General features: G+C 49.4%; 19 protein-coding genes. 9 read left to right on the top strand and 10 right to left on the bottom strand.

All coding sequences use genetic code 11. The features are described 5' to 3' along the window. Positions 1-65: 65 nt before the first annotated feature. The 4 genes from AB4Z33_RS09090 to AB4Z33_RS09075 all read left to right on the top strand — a co-directional run bounded on the left by AB4Z33_RS09090 (position 66) and on the right by AB4Z33_RS09075 (position 4,160). A complete protein-coding gene (locus tag AB4Z33_RS09090; RefSeq protein ID WP_442049630.1) occupies positions 66-863 on the top strand; it encodes a sugar phosphate isomerase/epimerase family protein in 798 nt (265 codons plus the stop codon). Between the two features lie 26 nt (positions 864-889). Then, positions 890-2,017 carry a Gfo/Idh/MocA family protein gene (locus AB4Z33_RS09085; RefSeq protein ID WP_442049629.1) on the top strand — a complete coding sequence of 376 codons (1,128 nt, stop codon included), beginning with the start codon at positions 890-892 and terminating at the stop codon, positions 2,015-2,017. A 3-nt stretch (positions 2,018-2,020) separates the two neighbouring features. Continuing rightward, the gene (locus tag AB4Z33_RS09080) at positions 2,021-3,226 is read left to right on the top strand and encodes an MFS transporter (RefSeq protein ID WP_442049628.1); all 1,206 of its coding nucleotides are present in this window, start codon (positions 2,021-2,023) and stop codon (positions 3,224-3,226) included. Positions 3,227-3,371: 145 nt separating this feature from the next. Next, the gene (locus AB4Z33_RS09075; protein WP_442049627.1) at positions 3,372-4,160 is read left to right on the top strand and encodes a FlxA-like family protein; all 789 of its coding nucleotides are present in this window, start codon (positions 3,372-3,374) and stop codon (positions 4,158-4,160) included. A 46-nt stretch (positions 4,161-4,206) separates the two neighbouring features. Here the strand turns inward: AB4Z33_RS09075 and AB4Z33_RS09070 are convergent, their stop codons facing one another. Further along, complete coding sequence (locus AB4Z33_RS09070; RefSeq protein ID WP_442049626.1) at positions 4,207-4,671, bottom strand: DUF1648 domain-containing protein; 465 nt, start codon at positions 4,669-4,671, stop codon at positions 4,207-4,209. Positions 4,672-4,968: 297 nt separating this feature from the next. On the opposite strand from AB4Z33_RS09070, the gene AB4Z33_RS09065 reads away from it, so the two are divergent. Next, the gene (locus AB4Z33_RS09065) at positions 4,969-9,651 is read left to right on the top strand and encodes a fibronectin type III domain-containing protein (protein ID WP_442049625.1); all 4,683 of its coding nucleotides are present in this window, start codon (positions 4,969-4,971) and stop codon (positions 9,649-9,651) included. Between the two features lie 93 nt (positions 9,652-9,744). Here AB4Z33_RS09065 and pstA read toward each other — a convergent pair whose 3' ends face one another. From pstA to AB4Z33_RS09045, 4 genes are all read right to left on the bottom strand, one after another. Beyond that, positions 9,745-10,665 carry a phosphate ABC transporter permease PstA gene (pstA, locus tag AB4Z33_RS09060; protein ID WP_442049624.1) on the bottom strand — a complete coding sequence of 307 codons (921 nt, stop codon included), beginning with the start codon at positions 10,663-10,665 and terminating at the stop codon, positions 9,745-9,747. Beyond that, positions 10,662-11,627, bottom strand: coding sequence for a phosphate ABC transporter permease subunit PstC (gene pstC / locus AB4Z33_RS09055; RefSeq protein WP_442049623.1), 966 nt, complete (start codon positions 11,625-11,627; stop codon positions 10,662-10,664). Before pstC ends, pstA begins: the two co-directional genes overlap by 4 nt. 97 nt (positions 11,628-11,724) lie before the next feature. Beyond that, positions 11,725-12,576, bottom strand: a complete 852-nt coding sequence (locus AB4Z33_RS09050) for a phosphate ABC transporter substrate-binding protein (protein ID WP_442049622.1) — start codon at positions 12,574-12,576, stop codon at positions 11,725-11,727. A gap of 19 nt (positions 12,577-12,595) precedes the next feature. After that, on the bottom strand, positions 12,596-14,035 hold the full coding sequence (locus AB4Z33_RS09045; RefSeq protein WP_442049621.1) for a stalk domain-containing protein: 1,440 nt from the start codon (positions 14,033-14,035) through the stop codon (positions 12,596-12,598). Positions 14,036-14,236: 201 nt separating this feature from the next. Between AB4Z33_RS09045 and AB4Z33_RS09040 the strand changes: the two genes are divergently transcribed. Beyond that, on the top strand, positions 14,237-14,836 hold the full coding sequence (locus tag AB4Z33_RS09040) for an MSMEG_1061 family FMN-dependent PPOX-type flavoprotein (RefSeq protein WP_442049620.1): 600 nt from the start codon (positions 14,237-14,239) through the stop codon (positions 14,834-14,836). 173 nt (positions 14,837-15,009) lie between these two features. Beyond that, positions 15,010-15,225 (top strand): hypothetical protein, encoded by a 216-nt coding sequence (locus tag AB4Z33_RS09035; RefSeq protein ID WP_442049619.1) that lies wholly within the window; start codon positions 15,010-15,012, stop codon positions 15,223-15,225. Positions 15,226-15,395: 170 nt separating this feature from the next. Here the strand turns inward: AB4Z33_RS09035 and AB4Z33_RS09030 are convergent, their stop codons facing one another. Then, entirely contained in the window at positions 15,396-15,734 is a 339-nt protein-coding gene (locus tag AB4Z33_RS09030) for a hypothetical protein (RefSeq protein WP_442049618.1), read from the bottom strand. 160 nt (positions 15,735-15,894) lie between these two features. Here AB4Z33_RS09030 and AB4Z33_RS09025 point away from each other — a divergent pair, with 160 nt between their 5' ends. Continuing rightward, the gene (locus AB4Z33_RS09025) at positions 15,895-17,130 is read left to right on the top strand and encodes a multidrug effflux MFS transporter (protein ID WP_442049617.1); all 1,236 of its coding nucleotides are present in this window, start codon (positions 15,895-15,897) and stop codon (positions 17,128-17,130) included. Here AB4Z33_RS09025 and AB4Z33_RS09020 read toward each other — a convergent pair. The 3 genes from AB4Z33_RS09020 to AB4Z33_RS09010 form a co-directional block, all read right to left on the bottom strand. After that, the gene (locus tag AB4Z33_RS09020) at positions 17,102-17,785 is read right to left on the bottom strand and encodes a class I SAM-dependent methyltransferase (protein WP_442049616.1); all 684 of its coding nucleotides are present in this window, start codon (positions 17,783-17,785) and stop codon (positions 17,102-17,104) included. The two genes, AB4Z33_RS09025 and AB4Z33_RS09020, sit on opposite strands and share 29 nt — an antisense overlap. A gap of 138 nt (positions 17,786-17,923) precedes the next feature. Beyond that, on the bottom strand, positions 17,924-19,672 hold the full coding sequence (locus AB4Z33_RS09015) for a sensor histidine kinase (protein ID WP_442049615.1): 1,749 nt from the start codon (positions 19,670-19,672) through the stop codon (positions 17,924-17,926). Continuing rightward, positions 19,669-20,418 carry a response regulator transcription factor gene (locus AB4Z33_RS09010; RefSeq protein WP_442049614.1) on the bottom strand — a complete coding sequence of 250 codons (750 nt, stop codon included), beginning with the start codon at positions 20,416-20,418 and terminating at the stop codon, positions 19,669-19,671. The genes AB4Z33_RS09015 and AB4Z33_RS09010 overlap by 4 nt, the downstream gene beginning before the upstream one ends. Before the next feature lie 231 nt (positions 20,419-20,649). On the opposite strand from AB4Z33_RS09010, the gene AB4Z33_RS09005 reads away from it, so the two are divergent. Further along, the gene (locus AB4Z33_RS09005) at positions 20,650-21,792 is read left to right on the top strand and encodes a DUF418 domain-containing protein (RefSeq protein WP_442049613.1); all 1,143 of its coding nucleotides are present in this window, start codon (positions 20,650-20,652) and stop codon (positions 21,790-21,792) included. Here the strand turns inward: AB4Z33_RS09005 and AB4Z33_RS09000 are convergent. Continuing rightward, complete coding sequence (locus tag AB4Z33_RS09000; RefSeq protein WP_442049612.1) at positions 21,787-22,881, bottom strand: winged helix DNA-binding domain-containing protein; 1,095 nt, start codon at positions 22,879-22,881, stop codon at positions 21,787-21,789. The genes AB4Z33_RS09005 and AB4Z33_RS09000 overlap by 6 nt on opposite strands. Positions 22,882-23,026 lie beyond the last annotated feature (145 nt).

The raw sequence follows: 23,026 nt of genomic DNA, 5'->3' as shown, positions 1-23,026 counted from the left end.
TGCAGGTTTATAATGAAGGCGTAGGCAACTTATCCATTATCCATCAATGACGGGGTGAATTATCGATGAACATTTCGATCGGCGGCTATTCATTCAACAACACGTATTTGGAAGGCAAGATGGATGTATTCGGTTATTTGGAGACGGTCAAATATCGCTACGGCTTGGACGCGGCGGATTTGTGGAACGGCTTCTTCATCGATCGCAAGAGCAAACCGATTATGAAACTCGCGGACGAGAGCTATATTCGCAAAATAAAAGAGGCTTTGGACGAGCGTGAGCTGCGGCTCGTTAACTTCGCCGTAGACGGGGCCCATTTATGGGATCCTGATCCCCATATGCGCGAACTGCTGCATAACAATGCGCTAACGCATTTGCGTGCAGCCATCATTATGGGCGCGGAGACGGTACGTATTGATACAGGCGGCAGTTACACGGAATGGGAAACGATGAGCGAAGAACAATTCGACTATACGGTTTTGCGCTATAAGGAGTTTTCTCAAGTAGCAGCAGACAATGGTTTCAAGATTGGTCCGGAAAATCATATGGGCGCGTCGCTTCTCCCGCGCGAAATGAAACGGATCGCGGAAGCGGTCGACCATCCGGCGTTCGGATTTCTCGTTCATCTTGGCCGCTGGAAGGCCGATCAAGCGGAAGGCGACCGGTTGGTAGCGCCATGGGCTTACCACACTCATTTCGATGCGGCGACTGCCGTAAGAGAAGATGCTATTGAGACGATTCGAATGATGGAAGCATCGGGTTACGCCGGATATTGGGGAATTGAACAAAATGCGCCGGGTAATCAGTATGCGGAAATCGAGCGCTTGATCGGGCTCGTGAAGAAGCTTCTGGCAGAAGCGTAGAATACAGCTGTGGAGGGTGAATAAGGATGACAAACATACGTATCGGTATTATCGGCGTAGGCCAAATCGGCAAGCAACATATTGAGAAGTATAGCCATATACCGGGTGCGGAGCTCGTTGCGGTCTGTGACGTTAATCTGACAGAGGCAAACCGAGTAGCCGAGCATTACGGCATTCCGCATGCTTATTCAGATTTCCTTGAGCTGCTGCAACGTGACGACATAGATGCAGTAGATGTATGTCTGCATAACAACTTCCATGCCCCTGTCACGATAGCGGCGCTGGAAGCCGGCAAGCATGTGTATTGCGAGAAGCCGATCGCAGGAACATATGCGGACGGCAAGGCGATGGTCGATGCGGCTGAAGCAAGCGGCAAGCAGCTGCATATTCAACTATTCACGTTGTATCAGAAGGAGACGAAAGCTGCTAAGACACTGATTGACGGCGGCATGCTTGGCAAGCTGTACCATGCGCGGTCGACTGGTTTCCGCAGGAGAAACCGTCCCTATGTGGACGGTTACGGCACGCCTTATTTTACTCGCAAGGAGACGGCAGCAGGAGGCGCGTTGTTCGATATGGGCGTATATCATATCGCGCAAATTCTATATCTTCTCGGCAATCCTGCGGTAGAGAGGGTTACGGGCAAGCTTTATCAGGAAACCGATATGCTAGAGGAGCGGAGAGAGAAAAGCGGGTTCGACGTCGAAGAGCTCGGTACGGGTTTCGTACGGTTCGCTGACGGTTTGACGCTGGATATTATCGAGGCTTGGGCCGTGCATATGGGCGATTTCGAGGGCAGCAGCATCGCCGGCTCTAAGGGCGGCGTCCGCTTGCCAAGCGAACAAGCAGGCGGGGGGACAAGACCGTTTACCTTTCATAACACGGTGTGCGATATGGATATGGACAGTACGATTGACCTGGATATGATGGACGTGCGCTGGCATCGCATTCGCGACAATGAGGATGCTTACGATTCGTCGCAGGCGCATTGGATTGCCGCGCTGCAAGGCAGAGTTCCTTTGCTGCCGACTGCTGATATTGCGCTGCGCACGATGCTTATCAGCGAAGGCATCTATTTGTCGGATCAGCTAGGTCGGGAAGTAACGGCGGAGGAAGTGATCGCATCTTCCAGGTCAACCGCCGTTCCATTATAAAGAATGGGTACGAAGGTTAAGCAATCCTACAGCGTGATTAAAGGATTCAACTTTTTCATATACGGCGCTCTAACGATCTATAGTACTTACTTCGCGCTATATTTGAAGTCCATAGGCTTGTCAACGCTTGAGATCGGAGCTCTAATGGCGGGAGGCCCCATCGTATCGCTTGTTGCCAATCCGTTCTGGGGATATGTCAGCGACCGCTTCCGGAACTTGCGTCTAACGTTAATCTTGATGTTAGTAGGCAGCATGATTATCATGCAATTCGTATTTCTATCCGAATCGTATACGTTTATTTATACGTCGATGCTGTTTTTCTTCTTTTTCCAAATGCCGTTGTTTTCGCAAAGCAACACCTTGATATTGAACAGTATTGAGGGCACCAATCAAAGCTTCGGGGCTTTCCGATTATGGGGGTCACTCGGATGGGGCGTTATGGCGTTAGCGGCGGGGCCGGTCATCGGTCAGATTGGGATTGAACGTCTATGGATTATATACACCGTTATGATGCTGTTCTCGCTGGTCTTCGCCTTCGCCCTGCCGCGAGGCGAGGCGAAGAACTCGGCTGCCAGAGCGGGCAAAGTAAATTATCGCTCCTTATTCGCAAGCCGGGCCTTCTTCATCTTCCTAATCGTCGGATTAGTGCTCTCGATTCCGAACTCGGTGAATACGACATTCGTCGCCTTATATATTAAGGAATTGGGCGGAGGAGAAAGCCTAGTCGGTTGGTCGGCCTTTCTATCGTCAATCTTCGAGATTCCGATCTTCCTGCTGCTGKACAGGTATTTGAAGCGTAACGTACGCTCGATGCTGCTTTGTCTCGTTGTTATTAGCTGTCTGTTCGCATTAAGATGGTTCTTGATGGCGGGAGCGGCTAGTGCGATGCAGGTTATCTTCATTCAAATGCTGCACTGCGTCACGTTCGGCGGCTTCTATTATATCGGGACGCAATTGACGGTATTATTGGTACCTGCCGAACTGCGTTCGTCAGGCCAAGCGGTATACGCGCTCACTTGGGGAGGGTTGTCGGGTATGGCAGCCGGCTTCATCGGTGGCCTGATGTTCGAGCAATCGGGAGCGCAGGCGATGTATTTCATCTGCGGCGCATTATCTGTACTTGGTATTATCGGGTTCTCCTTGCTGTATGCTTTTGTGCGAAGACTGCAAGAGAATGCGAAGAGCGGATCGGCAACTGCCGAAGCATAGAGGAAATATGAATAATCCCGATTCTTATAGGCTGCTTAGCTGCCGTAGGAGCGGGATTTTTTTTTATTTCCTAAATAAATCCAAAAGTATTGTCGATGGATATATAAAGAGATTTTATAGCGAAAGCATTGGAAGGAGATCGACTATGGAAAGAATATCGGGTCAGTCGGTAGGAAGATCGTCATATCGGGCAGCAAGCGGAAATGATCACAAGAGTGTTGCGGATAAACGGATATCAGACTTGATGAAGCAATCGAAGCAATTAAGCGAGCAAATTGATTCCGTTAATCTAAACAAAAACCTGGATAGTAAAATACGAATGGAGCGGGTCAATGCGCTTCAGGAGCAAATGCAGCAGATTGAAGCGCAGATCAGCCAAATTCGAGCGGAGCAAATAAGCAAGCAACAGGAGAAAGACGAAGAAAAAGCGTCAAATCAAACAACCGCTAGCGATCAGAGCGATATGGATGTTGTCATCAAAATAAGTATCAACTTCGACCAAGTAAAGGCGATGGACAAAACCAAAGGTCAAATGGAACGGGATTCGGATACGCTCAAAAACAGCATTCGCTCCGACCGTCATTTACTGGAGATAAATACGACTGCCGATGCGGCAAGCAAGTCCGYGATGAAACAGAACCTAGAGGAAACCGTCGTTAAGGCCAAACAGGAAACGATCAATAAAATAGAAAACAATCTAGATAAATTAAACGGTAAAATCGATGACGCCTACGAGGATATCAGAAACACGGTAGAGCAAGCCCGAGAGGAAGACAATAAGGCAGAGGAAGCAGATGCTTCGGAAGAAGTGGAAAACGAAACGAAGATAGAAGAGGAAGAGGTCGCCAAAGATTTGACCTATGAAGAACTAGTTGCCGAGGAAGAGAAGAAGGAAGAGCGCAGATCGGGACGATCCATCGATATAAGAGTGTGAAAAGAAGCGGACGTCGTTTTGTTGACGGTGTCCGCTTTTATTTCGGTTAACGAGACTTTCTCATTCGTGTAATGGCTATTAGGATCGTGCCCAACAGAATGAAGAGTGATACGGGCAACATCCAAATGCCTAGTCCGGATGATAGTCCAGCCGCATTCTGAATGGTAGACCATTGGATGTAACCGAACAAGACTACTATTTCGAGCTTGATCCAACTTAGGAGCATTAGGGATAGACGGTACTGGGCTACAGCGTTCTGCTCCGTAATTTGCACAATGTAGTTGAAATGATGGGGAATGCGCCGTAGTAGCGTGAGTCCGGCATAGAGGATGAGAGCTATAGTTGGTAGAATGAAGAGCGTTGCGCGCCCTCCCCAGCCGTCAGCTACCCCACGCGCGTTGTAGTGAATGGGGATAGTAGCGGGTAAATCGCTCCATTTAAAGATGAGAAAGACATAGGATAAGAGAATCAATGCGAAGCATATCCAGTCATGCAGACGTTCTATAGTCATTTTGGAAATTGATAGAATAGGCTTCTTCTCCATAGAAATTCCTCCGTTTCTACAAGATAGCATTCTAAAGGAATTATATGCTAAATACGGATATGAAGGGAACAAGTAGGAAGTTAAAGTAATGTCAATGCCTATTAAATTATTCTCTTCGTCATAATACGACAACTTTCAACATGGACTCTTTGATATATTTATCAACAGGTGTTCTATTACTTAAAGACTAGCTAGTCGATAACAGATTAATAGRGAAGTAGAACTAGATAATATTTTATCCATTTGGAAGAGGAGACCCAAGGTATGAAACAAATTCGTTTTTGGTTAACCGCATTATTAGTAGTTGTTTTAGTTTTACCGGCATCAATGGCGTTTGCTGCTGCATCTAACGGTGGAGAGAAAGAATTGTCCTCCATTAATTCGAGTGTATCAAATGAACAGATCAATCTGCCGAACACAAAATTTATAGAAGGTATTCAGTCTAAGGCGTTAAATAACGATCAATCAGTACTTGATTTTGTTAATTCCAACGCTAGTGTACAAGGTCTGGCTGCTAACGAGAAGCAATTTAGTATAGAAAGTAAGGTTACTGATAATTTAGGCCAAGAGCATTATATGCTCCAGCAGTCTTATAACGGAATTCCTATTTACGGGCGTTATTTACAGGTAAACCTGAATAATGACCAAGAAGTTTACGCTATACAGGATAAGTCGGATAACGGGCTAAACCTCTCAGGTTTTAATACGGTTGCTAAGCTTTCCGAATCAGAAGCTATACAGTCGTTTAAGGAAAAGTTGGAGATTGAACTTAATGGAGATATTAAACTTGAGGAGAAGATAGGAAAATACCAATTCCCCTCACCAACGGCAGAAATATTAATTTATCCGTTTAACGGTAAAACCTATTTGGTTTACGAAGTAAATCTTGTTTTTATGTTTCCAAGCGCAGGTAACTGGGTAGGGTATGTGGATGCACATACGGGTCAATTGATAGACCAGTTTAATAAAATTCAAAATGCTACAGGAACTGGTGTCGGTAATGACGGGAAAACAAAAAATTTAAATACTACGTTATACGACAGCCAATATATTCTTTGGGATCAAACACATAAAGGTGGAATCAGCACATTCGAGTTTTCATATTTTAGTGGCAATAGATTTTATTACGATGACTTATATAGTTATAGCAATTATTTTGACGATGCTGATGCGGTTGATGCTCACTATAATGCTGATGTTGTATATGATTTTTACAAAGAGCACTACAATCGAGATAGTATAGATGGAAAAGGGATGGAAGTAATCTCATTCGTTCATATGCCCGAGTATGATGGCTCTTTCTATGGTCAACCACTAGATAATGCTTACTGGAATGGAAGCGCGATGTTCTACGGGGACGGTACCGGCAAGGCTAATGGAGGGTTCGATTGTCTATCCTGTGGACTTGACGTTGTTGCGCATGAGTTGACTCATGGAGTAACTGAGAAAACAGTTGGGCTTGTATACCGTAGTCAATCAGGTGCGTTGAACGAATCCATATCAGATATTATGGCGAGCGTTATCGATAATGATGATTGGCTAATGGGAGAAGATACAGGATACACGCTCAGAAGTTTAGCTAATCCCGCTCTATATGGAGATCCAGCGCATATGGATAATTATCGAGATTGGCCAGTAACAGAGGAGGGTGATTGGGGAGGTGTGCACACAAATAGTGGCATTCCGAACAAGGCGGCCTACAATATGGCGACTAAGTTTAGCACACTTGGCTATGATGGTAGAGCACTATTAGGCAAATTAACATATGCTGTACTTTCCAACAAGTATCTGATGAAGACTTCGGGATTTAGCGATGCAAGAAATGCTTATCTACTTGCAGTAGGTAGCGTAACTGGATATACAACTGAACAAAAGACTGCTATTAAACAAGCGGTTTCTCAAGGTTGGGCAGAGGTTGGTATTGGTGTTCCGATTTCTGATTTGGTTGTTACTTCTAAGAACGCTAATAGTGTGCAGTTTGCTTGGACAGGAGCGATAGCGGCTACTAATGTCCAGATTGAGCAATCGTTTAGTAAGACATCTGGTTATTCACCTTCAAATATTGTTGTTGATCCGGATGGAAATACTGCTACTATTAACGAACTTACAACAGGGAAAACTTACTATTTTAGAATCAATGTTACGGGTGGTGCTAACAAGGGACTATCAAACGTAGTAACTGTAGGTTTAGTACCGGGGAAAGTTAACTCCTTTGCATTGGATTCAAAAACATACGATACAGCGACTTTTAATTGGAATCTAACAGATCGTCCCGAAAGTATTCAGATTGAACAATCGGTTAACGGGACAACATGGACTCCGTCTATTATATCTGCCCCTATTACTATGGAGTCAACATCTAGCACGGTTCTAGATTTAGTGACAGGTACTACCTATAAGTTCCGATTGAAAGTAAGCGGATCAGCTTATAGCGGAACAACAGTATCAACTATTCTAAGTGTACCGATAACACCAGTTGCATTATCTGGTTTGTTGCAAGACGGGGCTGCAACGGGCAGCAGTGTGAAGTTGAAGTGGACAGCTGCTGTAGGCGCTACCGGAATTATTGTGCAGCAGTCGAACAATGCCGGCAAAACATGGACAACGGCAAAGACGGCAACGATTGGCGTTAACGATAGCTCCACGACAGTTAACGAGCTATTGTCGGGAACGGAATATAAATTCCGCCTGAATGTCACTAGCGGACGCAATGCAGGAACTTCTAACGAAATCACGGCAACGACTGCTTCTGAACCGCTTAAAGGGCTGGCTTCGGGAACAGTTACATCCAGTACGATTACACTTAACTGGCCACTTGCTGTTAGAGCAACAGGACTAGTCATTGAACAATCGGAAGCAGGGGAGAACAACTGGAAGCTTGCCAACACGGGAACTGTTAAAGTGACCGCAGTCAGTGTTGTAGTAAAGGGGTTGTTGCCAAATACATCGTACGACTTCCGCATGAAAGTTACTGGCGGTGCAAATGCCGGGGATTCCAATCTAGCGACTGGGAAGACTTCGGCAGTTAAGCTAACGAGCTTCTCAAACGATAAGACTGTTGCAACCACTGCGACTACTGCGAGGTTTAAATGGACGGCTGCAGCAGGGGCGACTGGTTATAGCGTTCAACAATCAACTGACGGTATCAACTGGTCGACATCGATAACCAGCGGATTAACGTCCAGTTCGACTGGGGTAACGGTTACTGGCCTTACGCCAAATAAATCATATCAATTCCTTCTGCGCACTGCAGGCGGGCAGAACGAAGGCGATTCGAATATTGTAACGGTGAAGACGCTGCCTAGCCCGATCCAAAATATTACGGCAAATCCGACTGGTGAATATGTGACGCTAAATTGGTCTGCTGCAAAAGAAGCAACGAAGGTTGTCGTACAACAGTCGTTGAATGGAACGTCATGGACAACTGCAGTCACTTTGTCTCCAGTTGCGGCGAACGCTAATCAAGCACAGGTGACGAAGCTGCTTCCTGGGACACAATATTATTTCCGAGTTGTCGTTACTGGGGGTCAAAATGAAGGCAACTCTGCCTCTGCACCTGCAACGACTAACATTGTTCCTGTATCGAGTCTTGCTGTAAGCAGCACAACGATTAATACGGTTAACTTGTCGTGGACTGCAGCTTACAAGGCAACAGGCCTTATCGTGATGCAATCGGTGGATGGCGGCGAGACATGGACGAACGCATTGACTTCCTCCAAAGTAGCAGCATCTGCCAAGTCTGCAACGGTGAAGGATTTGGTGCCGAATAAACAGTATCAATTCAAAATCGTAGTAACAGGCGGAGGCAATGTAGGCGATTCGAATTCAGCGACAGGTGTTACGAAATCTATTCCGATCAAGGCTTTTGCCAGCACGGGTAAAACAGGAATAACCGCGACAACAGCCGACTTCAAATGGCCACAGGCAATAGGTGCCGATGCATTGAGCATTCAAGTGTCGTTGGATGGTAAAGTGTGGACATCCATTGAGGCAACTCCGGTTGTGGATGAAAGTGCGGTAACTGCACAAGTGGCTAACCTGCGCCCGAATACGAAGTATTACTTCCAACTGAACGTGGTTGGCGGGCAAAATCAAGGTATTTCGAACGTCGTGAACGTAACGACACTACCGCAACCGATCTCTGATTTGGAGGTCATCGAGGATTCGGAAACGAGCAGTAAAGTATCGTTACAATGGACCGCAGCAGTCAAAGCTACAAAATTGCTTGTGCAACAATCCAATAACAACGGCAAGACGTGGACGACAGCCAACGTAGGCACGCTTGCATTGAACGCAAGCAGCGCAGTGGTTAACGGACTTGCAGCCGATACAGCGTATCAATTCCGTATCATTGTAACTGGCGGAGAAAATGTGGGTACTTCTGCTATTGCAGAAGGATCAACAATCAAAGCTCCGGTAGACTCCTTAGCCGTAAGCGCGACTACAACGAGCAGCGTATCGCTTGTATGGACGCCGGCAGCTAATGCAACAAGTGTCGTGCTTCAGTATAAAGAATCTGAGGGCGGCGGTGAATGGTTGAATGCCAGCGCTAAGCTGACGGCATCATCCAAATCGGCAACGGTAAGTGGATTAAAAGTAAATACGACATATGAATTCCAGCTTGTCGTAGTAGGCGGAGGCAATGAGGGAACATCCGACTTGCTCGTAACCAATACGAAGTCTATTCCTCTCACAAGCCTAGCTTATAAGAGCAAAACTACAAATAGCGTAACTCTTGGCTGGAAAGCTGCATTGAATGCTGATAGCGTATCGATATGGTACTCAATTGATGGAGTAGAGTGGAATCAGATCGAAGTAGACGCTGGGGACTCTTCTGTAACGGTAACAGATTTGGAAACGTATGTGAGCTATAAGTTTAAGCTCGTCGTTGTTGGCGGTACTAATGAAGGAACTTCCAACATCGTAACGGTGAAGACGAACCGCTAGATATGAAATCGTAGTACTAGCAAGGGCTGCTCTGAAGGTCTGTAATAGACCTTAGGAAGCAGCCCTTCTTTTTGATGCCTGACGGTCATCGGCCTATCGTTTCGTCTTGCGGCTATTCAACCATAGAGGGATACGGAATACTAGATTAATGAGCAGGACGACGAAGACGAGAACGGCGGCTGCTTTCTGCGCAATTTCTTGCGCGTCGGATACGATCGCTTCCGACTGTACGTACCACAGGTGGACGGCAAGCGTCTCGCCGGGAGAGAACAGGCTGAAGTCCCACATTTCGCCGGAAGTCGTTACGCCGGCGGTCAGGATGATGACGGCGCTCTCGCCGAAGGCACGGCCGGCGACGAGGCAGATGCCGGTGATGATGCCATTCAGCGCGGCCGGGATAAGAGCGCGTGTTATCGTCTGCAGATGCGTTGCGCCAAGCGCGAAGGAGGCGCTCTTCTGGTCAGCAGGAACGGCGCGGATCGATTCCTCTGTAACCCGCGTTAATACCGGGAGATTGAGGAAGGCAAGGCTGATTGCGCCGCCGAGTATCGTGAGTCCGATTTGGAACATTTCGACGAACAAGGCGATGCCGAACAAGCCAAATATGATCGAGGGTACCGATGCAAGGCCTTCCACGCATACGCGTACGAAAGCGATGAGCTTATTGTCCGGCGCGAATTCCGCCAGATAGATGCCTGCGGCCATGCCGAGCGGGATGGAGATAAGCAGCGACAGGAACAGAATGTAAAAGGAATTGAGCAGCGTAGGGCCAATACCGCCGCCTTCATCAATCTCGCTTGGGAGGCCGAATAGGAAATCCCACGTCAGCTTTGGAAGACCGTCCTGGAGGATCAAATACAGCAGTCCGAAGATAAATGCGATAATAAGGACGCCTGCGGTCCAGATCACACCGGAGAATAGACGGTCGTTGATCCGGTTAAGCCCTTTGTTGTTGCGGCGGAACGGATTAGCGGCAGCAGTCGCACCAGCACCGGCACTCATATGGTTTTTCATGAAATGCGAGCTCCTCTCCGTTGCAGCCAGCGAACGGCCACGATCATTAGAAGTGAAATCAGCAGCAGCAGGAAGCCCATCAGATACAAAGCATAGTTCCATGTGGAGTCAAAAGGAACGTTCGATATTTGCATAACGATATTGCTTGTTAAGACGGAGGTCGGCTTCAGCAGGCTGTCTGCAAGCTGAGGCGTATTGCCAATAACCATCACGACAGCCATCGTCTCGCCGACGGCACGAGCCATGCCGAGAATGACGGCATACATAATGCCGCTTTTCGCGGAAGGTAGCAAAACCTTCCAAACGGTCTGGAATCTTGTAGCGCCGAGAGCGTAGGAGGCGTCACTGAATTTGGCAGGTACGGCGCTAATAGCGTCGTCGCTAATACGGCTGACGGTCGGGAGCACCATGATCGTCAATACGAGTGCCGCGGCGAGCAGTCCGTCGCCCATGCCCGTGCCCGTAACGGTACGGATGAGCGGAATAAGCACGGTTAATCCGAGATAGCCGTATACGACCGATGGAATGCCGACCAGCAGGTCGAGTATCGGGCGAAGCGCGTTTTTCAGCCATGGCGGGACGAATACCGATAGGAAGATCGCGATCATCAGCGAAAGCGGAACGGCGATCAGCAGCGTAAGCGCCGTTAAGGCGAAGGTGCCGAAGATGAATACAAGTCCGCCATATTGCTCGTTCTCGGGCGTCCAATCGGTAGAGAAGAAGAAGTCGGCGAACGAGATATGGTTGAACGTAAGAACGCCGGTCCGAAGCATAAGAAATAGAATAAGGAATAGAATCAGACAAACGAATGCTGCAGCAGCGACACATAGGTAACGGAACATGCGGTTCATCGCGAACAAGCGCGAACGGCGGTCGAACTTCTTGCCGCTGCCTGCTAGCAGCGTACGGCCAAGCTCGGCATGAAGCGGCGCTTTGCCGGCGACAGGGGTTGAATCTAGCATAATAAAGGTCTCCTCTCTCTAAAAGAGCGGCGGGCGAGGCGCTTCCATGCGCCTGCCAGCCGCTCTCTTCGTGTCATTCCATTCCTTCAGGCAATGCTTATTTCATAGCCGAGATCGGGATGAACTTCAGCTTTTTAAGCGATCCGTTCTGGAACTTCGTGCTTTGAACGTATTTAATGAATTCTTTCGTAGCGCCAGTAGGCTCGCCTTTTGTCATGTAGTAGCCGTAGCCCCACACCTTGTATTTGCCGTTGATGACGTTAGCTTCCGTTGGCGCGATATCGTTGATTTTTACAGCGATCATTTTATCCGTAACATAAGCAAGGTCCATGTAACCAATAGCATTAGGCGTCGTCTCGATAGCCGTCTTCATATCGCCGCTTGTTTTCACTTCTTTATAATTGTCGCCTTTAGTCATGAAATCCGTGCCTTGCAGCGCTTTATCCTGGAAGTTAACGCGCGTGCCGGAGCCGAACGTACGGTTAACGACGATAATATCGGCGTCCTTGCCGCCAACTTCTTTCCAGTTTTTGATTTTGCCGGAGAAAATGCCTTGCAGCTGCTTCGTCGTCAAGTTCGTTGCCGTTACGTTTTTGTTCACGACGGCTGCGAAAGGAATGACAGCTACTTTATGTGCCACTTGGCCTTCGAATTTCTTGAAGCCTGGTACGTCCTTCGAAGCGTCCCAGTCTACCGCGCCGATCTGTGCGATTCCTTTGCGAACCGCTTGCGGCCCAGTAATGGAGCCGGCTGCCGACGCCGAGATTTTCACTTTCGGGTGAAGCTTTTTGAATTCGTTAGCCGCTTGAAGCGTGAGAGGCAGCAGGGCGGAAGAGCCGTTGATGACGATCTTGCCGCTGAGCTTGCTAGCCGCGTGCACGGCCGTTAGCGAACTGAAGCCGATAACGGTTGCGAGTACGGCGATTGTAAGTGATTTAAACCATTTCATTGAAATATCCCTCCATTAATTATTGAGTAATGTTCTTCCATTGGCCGTTAACCGATACGGCAAGCTGGCCGTCGATCAGTGCAGCGAGATGTCCGTGACGCGATACGATGATTTCGGAAACGCTGTCCGATATTGCTGCCAGCAGTTTGTTTCCGCCGATTAAAGCATCGACCTCGTAAACCGCATTCGACGAATCATCGTTCGATGTCAGTAAGTACAGTCTGTCAGCACCTTGTGCGAGCTGATAAACATCCTTTTGCGCGAATACGCTGGTCGAAGCGGCGTCTGTGCCGGCAGTGGAAACGGATGCTGCTTTGCCAATGCTTGCATCGTCAGCCGTTACGCTTACGTAGTACACCTTGGAGCCGTCAGCCGAAAGCTCGATGAACACTTTGTCGTCCGTATCCTTCGTCAGTTGCGCCGGCTTGTTGTCTGCCGCTGCCGCGTTGTAGAAGTAGACTTGCGCTTCCGTACCGGCAGCATCGATGGCCACATCATCCAGAGCGACATCGACATTGCTATCTGCGGTTACTTTCGGTTGCTTGTTAACGGTGAAAGCGAATTTCGTGCCGTCTGCGGACACGTCGAGGTTCGCTTTGTAATCGACCTTATCTTCAAGCACTTTGGACACAGTGCCGTCGGCCAAGTTTACTTTGGCAATGATCGAGTTTTTGTCGCCTTGTAGGAAGAAGAGAGCCGTTCCGTCTTGCGACCATTGCAGCTCGTTCTTGATCGAGCTGTCCGTGCTTACTTGCTTGGATTCCTTGCTGTTCAGATCGATGACATATACAGCGCCATTAGCATCTGTGTAAGCCGCGTTTTGACCATTCGGCGAAACAACGAGATCCGATGTGCCGGCGGAGGAGAGCAGCAACTCATACTTGCCGTTAGCCGCATTTACGAGGTAATCCTCACGGCCGTTGTCGGAGCTGTTCGATACGATTAGGCGTGTACCGCCGGCCCATACCGCGTGCTCAACGAATGTCAATTGCTCAACCGTTGCGATAGCAGGGGCATCGGCATCCGCTTCATATGTACCGCCAAGTGCTTCAACAAGTGCAGATGGGTCTGCGAATATCGTGTAGTTGACCGTCTTCACATCTGATGAAAGAGCAGGCGACGTGCTGCTAGCGGCAATGGTTCCTGCACCCGGATTAACATACACCGACTTGCCTTCCAGTGTGAGTGTTACATAACCGGCTGCCGGTTGCAGAGCTGCGCCAATGGCCTTTGCGAAATCGCGTACGGAGACGAGCGTCGTGCCTGAAGCGCCTTGAATCGTACGGAGAACGGCTGGATTGGCATTCACGAGGAATGTCGTTTGGCTGAATTGGACAGCTTCCTGCTTGACCGGAGTTTGGGCAAAAACAGGGTTGACGGCGGTTGCGCCGAGAGTTGCCGCCAGCATGGAGACAGCCAGCACTTTTTTCATTTGCATGGAATCGGTCACCTTTCTCATCGTTAAGTGGTATGGGACTAATCGACTATTGATTCGATTTCATATGGATCATAGCAATCAATTATTATCCCATTATTTTGAAATCGTTTAGTATTTGTAAAGGATTGGCAGAGAATGCGAGGTTTTTGTACTGCTTTTGTACGGGAGATAGATTTGTTACACTGTGTATACATGAGTAGGTGAAGAGAGGAAGAAGACAGCATGAACTACAATCCTTTAGAGGACGAAGTTATTCATTCCTTAGAGCAGTTGCAAGAGATTGTCGGCATGCCGCATGAGGCGGTCGTGAAAAAAACAGTATCGGTGATCGATGATCATATTCGAGGGTATTTGGCGAAGTGTCCGTTGTTTTTCCTTGGGACAGCCAGTGGAGAAGGATTGTGCGATGTGTCGCCGCGAGGCGACGAGCCTGGTTTCATTAAAGTGTTGGATGAGAAGACGCTGGTATTTCCGGAGCGGCTGGGGAATAGACGAATCGATTCCATGCACAATCTGTTCGCGAATCCAAGACTGGGCATGATTTGTATACTGCCGGGGATGGAGGAGGTGCTGCGGATTAACGGGAAGGCAACGATTATACGTAATCAAGCGTTGATGGAGAGCATGCAGATTAACGGCAGGCCGCCATTATATCTCGTTAAAGTGGAAGTTGAGGAGTGTTTTGTTCATTGTCCGCGCGCGTTGAAATTTTCGAAAGTATGGGATGCCGAAACGTGGTTGCCGCGTGAGGAAAGACCGAGCACGAAGGAAATGTTCGAGGCTCATATTCAATTGAACGGTTATGTCATCGGGAAAGATTAGCTTTCCCGAGCAAGGCCATAAATCCAAGCGGAGAAATATGGATTAAAAGTACAAAACTTATTTATACCATACTTGAATCATCCAAGGCAACAGAAATTTTCGGAAAAGTATTGTGGTTTTCGCGATACTGTAGTATCTTCATTATGTGGAAAAAATAAGGGAGGTGAAAGACGATGGAGAAAATGGCGATGCAAATGATGATGAACATGTGCATGGACGAAATGATGTGCAAGATGAAGTCCATGAAGATGATGATGGACATGATGATGGAAATGAACATGATGGACGGCATGGATATGAACATGATGATGACGAAGATGCAAGAGTGCGATGAAATGTCGACGATGATGATGAACATGATGCGCAATATGGAGCAAGTATCGATGTAATCTTATCGAACTATGAATCTGGCCATTCATAGCTCGAAGCAGTACCTATCCATAACGGCAGAGCGGATATCCGCATGCCATAAGTTACGAAAGTGCAACAACCGCGAATCGTTTGGCAGAGCAGACCGCTGCATGCCGACGCTTTTTTTATTTCTACGCATAATTAGATGCTAAAATGCGTTCAAGGTTTTCAGTTTGCTGGCGATCATGACGCGTTGAAGCTTGAACTCCCATACCTTCTCCCGAAGCTGACGCTGCTGCGCCTCGTCCTGATTTCTCCGAAGCTGCTCGTATATATCCAACATTTTGCGATTGATCGCATCGAACCGAAGCCATAGGTCTACACGTAAGCCATGCTCGATCTCAAGATTGATATGGTTATCTTTGGCGCGCAGCGCCTGAAGAATGTCATGCTGCCATTCGGCGTCGCCGATCTGGGTTGCAAAGTTATATAGATCTAGATAGTCGTCTACCCATTTCGTTGCTATTTCTTTCGCCGAATTCGCCATCGTTAACCGCTCCAATCATCGTTATGTATCTTTACCTAGTATTATACTCGGAATTATAGGAGTTGCAAGTCATTTAACAAAAAGTTTTCGTTGAATCGTTTTGCGCTCGGTGATAACATGAATAACAGTTTTTAAGGCAGGGGAATGAGGGGATTAATTCATGAATCATACCGAATCAATAGCAGTGCCTGCGCAGCGCGGCAGCCGATTGTGGATCGCCATTGTGCTAGGCTCGTTAGCGGCGATAGGTCCGTTGTCGCTGGATATGTATCTTCCGGCATTGCCGGCACTTGCGGAGGAACTGGGCTCGACGACTTCCGCGACGCAGCTGAGCTTAACCGCATGTATGCTGGGGCTTGCACTAGGGCAGTTAATCGCGGGGCCGATCAGCGATGTTAGGGGCCGCCGTTTTCCGCTAATTGTAGGCATAGCTGTATACGCAATTGTCTCGGCTCTTTGTTTTTTCGCACCGAATATATGGGTGTTCGTCGGCCTTCGGTTCATTCAGGGACTTGCAGGGGCGGCAGGCATCGTTATATCAAGGGCGAGTGTGCGTGATTTGTATTCAGGCGTGGAGCTAACGAAGTTTTTTGCGCTGTTGATGCTTATCAATGGTGCCGCACCGATATTAGCGCCGATTGTTGGGGCTGAGGTACTTGTATTTACGTCTTGGAGAGGCGTATTCGCTATACTAGGCGTGCTTGGCACGCTCATGCTATTAGCTGTTGTGTTCGGTCTCAAGGAAACGCTGCCGGTGAATCGGCGCTCAAGCGGCGGTATTCGGGGCACGCTGTCAACCTTTCGCCGACTCGCCGGCGACCGCGTGTTCATGGGTTATGCGCTAACGCAAGGGTTCGTCATGGCGGCTATGTTCGCTTATATCTCGGGTTCGCCTTTCGTGCTGCAGGAATTGTTCGGCGTGTCGCCGCGCACGTACAGTCTCATCTTCGGAATGAACGGGGCGGGCATTATTATCGCCAGCCAAGTAGCGGGGAGGCTCGCTGGCCGTGTGGCTGCGCGCAAGCTGCTGGCAAGCGGACTTACATTGACAGCGGCCGGTGCGGTATTGCTGCTGTTAGCCATATGGACGAATGCTGGTCTGAGTTTGATTATTCCAGGGTTCTTCCTGCTTGTTTCAAGCGTCGGGCTCGTATCGACGACAACGACCTCGCTCGCCTTGCAAAGCCAAGGGCAATCCGCGGGGAGCGCCTCGGCACTGCTTGGCATGCTTAGCTTCATTATCGGCGGCTTGGCAGCGCCRCTCRTAGGTATTGGCGGGAACGATACGGCATTGCCGCTCGTTATTGTCATTGCAAGCCTTGTCGTTGTTGCCTTCAGTTGCTTCCGCTTCCTGGCAGCAGAACCGGTTAAGCCTTCTGCGCGAAAAACACATTAAACTCATGATAACGATAAACGGCATCGACATTCGTGAAGCCTGCCGCAAGCAACCAGCTGATCTGATCGGATGCCTTGGCATTGATGTCTTGTTTTCGCCGCTCGATAGAGGCTTCGATCGCTTCGATCGGAAGATCGGAAGCGTGAATGGCTTGCTTCCATAGCTCCATGTAGCGTTGATCGATGGAGGGGGTCAAGCCTTCGGCTTGATCGGCGTTAACGAAGAGGCCTCCGTCCTTCAGCAAGTGGTAAATCGTTTGGAACAGTGATCTTTTGTCTGGATGGGTCAAGTGATGAATGGACAGGGAGGATACGACCGCATCGTAGCTTCCTGCCTGCTCATAAGGGTAGTTCAAATAATCCGCCGCTATATAGGTTATATTCTCATAGTCGGCGAGTCTGCGTCGTGCCTGTTCTAACATGTGCTCGCTGAAATCGATCAAGGTCACATGAGCCTGCGGGTACTTCGCGAGGATGAAGGCGGACAGCAGGCCGGTGCCTGCGCCGAGATCGATGATGCGCGGCTGCGGTGTATGAAGCTCTAGCCATTGAACCGCGGTTCCATAGAAGTCGTCGAAGCACGGAATTAGCTGGCGCCTCTGTTGGTCATATTGTTGCGCCACGGCGTCGAATTGCTGTTTCACGATTGGATTCATGTTCATCCTCCCTTGTAATGGTTAAGCCTTATACTACACAAGGAGCAATATTTGCGGAAATATATAAAAGTTATATTGTTTATAGGTTGTAGCTATAGTCAGCCTTTAATAACAAGTAAAGAGCCCTATAAAGGGCTCTTATTTCGTTGCTTCCGTGAAAAAAATGCCGATTTCCGTGCCGCTGCCCGGCGCTGACCGCACCTCGATACGTCCGTGATGGGCTTCTACAATCATCTTCGCAATGCTCATGCCAAGACCGGAGCCTGCGGACGATTGATCGGTATTCGTGCCTCGATAATAACGATCAAACAGCTTGCGGCTCGTTTCTTCGTCCATCCCTTGTCCATTGTCCGCTACTTTAATAAAGGGCTCGTCATTGATCATTCCCGTCGTGACGGTGATCGTTGTGCCGGGACGATTATGTTTCACCGCATTCGACAATAGGTTATCCAAGAGGCGGTTCAGCCAAGTGGCATTACCGATAAGCGGAATAGGCAGCTCGTCGTCTTCATAAATGAACTCGTATCCCGTCAATGTTGCGTCGTTGACATACTTAAGCACGGCTCTGCGGATCAGCTCGCCAAGCTCCAATTCATGCCGCTCCACGGCTTCCGAATGATGCTTTAACTGGTATACGTGAGAGAAATCGGCCACAARCTCCAGCATGTAGTCGCCTTTCTCGCGAATCATGCGTCCCATTTCGTGCAGCTCCTCTTGATTCCAATCAGAGGAGGGGCTCTCTAATATATAGCCGTAGCCATGGATGGTAGCAAGCGGCGTGCGCAAGTCATGGGATATGCCGCTCATCCATTCCTCACGCGTTTTCTCCAGCTCGGCACGGTCTTTCTCCGTCTGTGCCAGCTTCTCGGCCATTCGATAGAAGGATCGGATGACCTCTTTATACAGACGATAGCGCATTCGCAGCTTACCGTTCTTGCGGAATACGCGTCGCCGGTCACGATCCGTCAATACTTCCTCGTATTGTCCTTGCTCCATGCGCTCGAACCATCCGGTGAACATAATGAGCGGTTGGCCGTAACGGTAGCCGTGCCATGTCGTAATACCGATGGAGAGTAAAAGAAAAGCGATGCCGATCCCAATCAATATCCGAGTGATATCCTGCATAACGGGCTGACGCTTGATCGATCCCGGCTCTATCGGGGCATGGACAATCCACGTCGGCGATTGATCGTCATGTTGATAGACGGTAATCGCAGCGTCGTATTCGCCTGGCGCTTGGCGCATAGCGAGCACTTCGAGCGGCGCATAGCTTTGGACGTCGGAGTCGGTCCGAGACTCGCCGATCTTTTGAATGATTTTGCCCAAACGATCGATAATCGTTAAGGTACTGCCGGATTGCAGCAGCTCGGCATGCAAGTCAGGCAGATTCTCTTCGGCGACTAGTCCGTCCTTCTGATAACGGTCGAACCATTCCTTCAACAGCTCCAGCTGTTCGGTTTCGTAGCCAAGCAAGAACAGAATAGGAGACGAATAAGTAAGATCGAATTCGGTCTCTACCGCAAAATGCTCATATCTCCCCGTGTCCGATATCGTCAGCAGCTCAGCGGCTGAATAGGAGGTAGGCTGCCGAGCTTCTGTATTCCATGCATAAACCACTTTCCCGTTCTCATCAATGACTTGCAGCCAAACATGATGCTCTGCGAAGAAGTTCTTCCAATGAGCCGGTAGCGTAACGACGCCATTTTCATAATAGGTTTCGGAGACGATGGAATCTAGAGCACCTGTGGGAAAGTTGCGCTTGATCTCATTGTTAGAAAGCTGATTGTATAGAATCATGAAAATGACGAGCACGGCTATGAGCAGGAACACTGAATTAATGAGCAGCTGATAGGTAAAGTGAAAGGCCATCCGTCGTCTGACCTTCATATGGAGGCCTGCTCTTTTGATAATTTGTAGCCGAGTCCGCGAACGGTTAGCAGATGAGTAGGTATGCTCGGATCAAGCTCAATGCGCTCGCGAAGGCGGCGGATATGGACCATGACGGTGTTGTCGTCACCTAGTCCGTCCATTCCCCAAACCGTTTCATAAAGCTGGGCCTTYGAGAAAACGATGCCCGGATGCTTGCAGAAGTGCAGCAGCAGTTGAAATTCCTGCGCGGGACAGGGAACCGAGGTGCCGTCGATAAGCAGCTCGCCGGCAGCTTCGCTTAATTGGAACCGTCCATAGCGATACACAAGTGGAGCAGTGGAGTGCGGCATGTGCAGTGGCAGCTCTCTCGACAAAGGGGTGATGGAGTTCATTTCGTCGAGCCGCCGCAGTCTTGCTTTAATACGGGCTGCAATCTCCAGCGGGTTGAAAGGTTTCGTAATATAATCGTCGCCACCCATCGCGAAGCCTGTTAGTATATCAAGGTCGGATGCTTTGGCCGTCATGAACAAAATATGAGGGTTGCCGAATTCTCGGATTTTTGAGCAAAGCTCAAGGCCGCTGCCATCCGGCAGCATAATGTCGAGCAGCACAATATCCGCTCCGTGGCGGGCGATCGTACTGAGCGCCTCCGCACAGCTGCTGGCCGTATGAATATGCTGGAAGCCTTCTTTTTGAAGCACAAGCTGGACCATTTTGACAATGGAGAGCTCGTCATCGACGATTACAATTCGATGCTGGTACATAAGGAAATCCCGCCTTTTAATAAGCTGTATAGCATCATGCTAGCATATAAACCTTAACGGAAGTTGAACGATTTTGGAAAAATTAAGGTGATGTTTCGATGTTGTTTGTTTCATGTTCAAAAGGATGGATTACGATTGGTTCGAGGTGATGAGAGGATGAACGATAGGTTGGAAACGGGAAATCGCGTACGAATAATCGATACGATCCGCGGGTTTAGTTTACTTGGAATTTTGATTTCGAACATGCTTATTTTCCAGTACGGGATTTACGGCAAGGATGAAATGGAGCACTTCAATCCATCAGGGTTGGATATATGGATGCATAAGCTGTTGACGGTGTTTGTGGAAGGCAGCTTCATGCCGATCTTTATGTTTTTGTTCGGATACAGCTTGTTCAAGCTGAGAGAGGGCTTGGTTCAGAGAGGGCTGCGGCCGGGGGCTCCGCTTGTCAGACGGTTTCTGCTGTTGATTGGATTCGGCTTGCTGCATAGTTTGTTTTTGTGGGAAGGCGATATTCTGTTCGCGTATGGGGTTACAGGCTTCGTCTTGCTCCTGTTCGTAAATCGGAAGGTCAAGACGCTTGTCATCTGGGGAATTGTATTATGCTCGGTGATGCTGTTGACGGGTCTCGTGCCGGAGGAGGAGACGGCGGAAGGAATTGCCCGAATGAGCGAATACGTGGAACGGTCGATTTCCGTATATGGGGGAGGCAGCCATGCGGAAATTATGGATTTTCGGCTAAATGAAGATCCGCTTGGATTGCCGTTAGGCGTCATCTTGGTATCCGTTGTCATTACGCCGCTTATGCTGCTGCCGATGTTCTTATTCGGCATTGCTGCCGCTCGTAAGCAATGGTTCCATAACCCACTGCGTGAKCGCAATACGAATGCAAAGTGGGCCCTCTTGTTCGTCCCGATTGGATTAGCATTGAAGGCGGTCGCGGTATGGCAGATGTCAACGTCATGGAGTTACGCGTTGATCATGATAGGCGGGTTGCTCCTTGCTTTAGGATACATCTTTACGATGGCGGCTGTGCTCGGATCGTTGGCTAAGGGCAATATCGTCGTGTCAGCCTTCGAGGGCATAGGGCGAATGTCGATGACGAATTATATTATGCAGACCGTCATTTGTACGACGATATTTTATGGATATGGGTTAGGCTGGTTCGGCGATATCGGCGTGCTGGGCGGCTTGCTGCTCGCTTTGTTGATCTATAGTTTGCAGGCAGTCGCAACGAGCCTCATGCTGCGGCGGCTCAAGAATGGTCCGCTGGAGCGGATTCTGCGGATGTGGACGTATTTGACGCTCAGCGGCAAAGCGCGAACAGCAGGAAGACCGGCTGGCGGCGAGCAAGAGCAGAGCGTTCAATTATAGGAAAAGGATACGGTGCGAGCAGCCGTCTCCGGCTGCGAATTTGAGCAGTTTCTCGCCTTCTAGGGCGAGTGCGGACCGTTGCTCCTCCGAGCCGATCGGCTCGAATGGCTGGATGCTCAAGGTAGCTTCGCCTTTGCGCTGCTCCAGCTTCCATAGTCCACGAACGAAGCCGTCGATGAGGAAGGTGGAGCGGATAATGCCGTTGACCGTGAAGACGAGCGGTTTGTGCGAATCGTCCATAATGCGGCTGCGGTCGGCGTAGGATAGCAGCATGTTGTCGAATTCGGATAAGAAGCGCGGCGGAGCGGGCGTGTCTCCGTCAGGCAGCGGCGCATTCGGAGCGTCGAACAACTCCACGCCTTGCTCGTCGCGGAAGGTGCGCAAGGTGGGACGCATGCGCTCAATCGTTTCTTTGAGCTTGGTCATGCCCGACCATACTTGCATATCCTTGATGGAGGCAGGGCCATAAGCAGCTAGGTAGCGCCGGAGCATGTCGTCCGGCGCTGCTTCTGTTGCAAGCGGCTTGCCGAGCCATGCTTCGGCAGTCGTGTGGTATGCTTGGCCGCCGGCGCCCCAAATGCCGCGCGGCGTCACCTGCACGAGCGGAAGCAGATTGCGGGCGGCGTTAGCCAGATCCGCATTGGCGTAGCCGGGCAGCTTCTCGGCGAGGAGCTTGCCGAGCTCGTCGAGCGTTCGTGGCTTCTCTTCTGTGAGCGTACGCGCGCAGATGAGAAGCTCCCGGCGCTGCTCGCCGGAAAGGCTGTTGCGGATCGCGTTGTGAAGGCAATGCTCCAGCATAGACTGCAGAATGGTGCGGAAGGAGAGGCAATCCTCCGCGGTGACGAGATGGATCGTGGAGCGGTGAAGCGCGATACGCACGACTTGGCGGTCGAGCAGCAATTGCGAAAGGTGCTCCTGCTTGAAGCTCTCAATCCGCGTCCACAGCGCGTAATACGGCGGGTCTTGCGCCTGCGCTTGAATGGCGACAAGCCGCTTGATCGCTTCGAGCGGAGTGATGCTCTCCCGCTGCAGCAGCATCTGCCTCGCGAGGAGCGCGCGGTTCAGTTCTCGCTTAGTGAGTGTCCTCATTGCCTATCACCTCTATTTGAAGTTTCGGATATTACTAGTATTGTCTTGATTATAACGGCTGAACCCTGACAACTGTCTGTCAGCGTTTATTCGAAAATTTGCGTAAGTTGCGTGGCTGTATATTCAGTCTGTGCGAAGCTAGCTC

Origin of the sequence: Paenibacillus sp. 2TAB19 (assembly GCF_052115185.1) — a bacterium.
Classification (GTDB): Bacteria; Bacillota; Bacilli; order Paenibacillales; family Paenibacillaceae; genus Pristimantibacillus.
The sequence above is the reverse complement of the archived record's forward strand: the minus strand, read 5'-3'. Positions and strand labels throughout refer to the sequence as shown.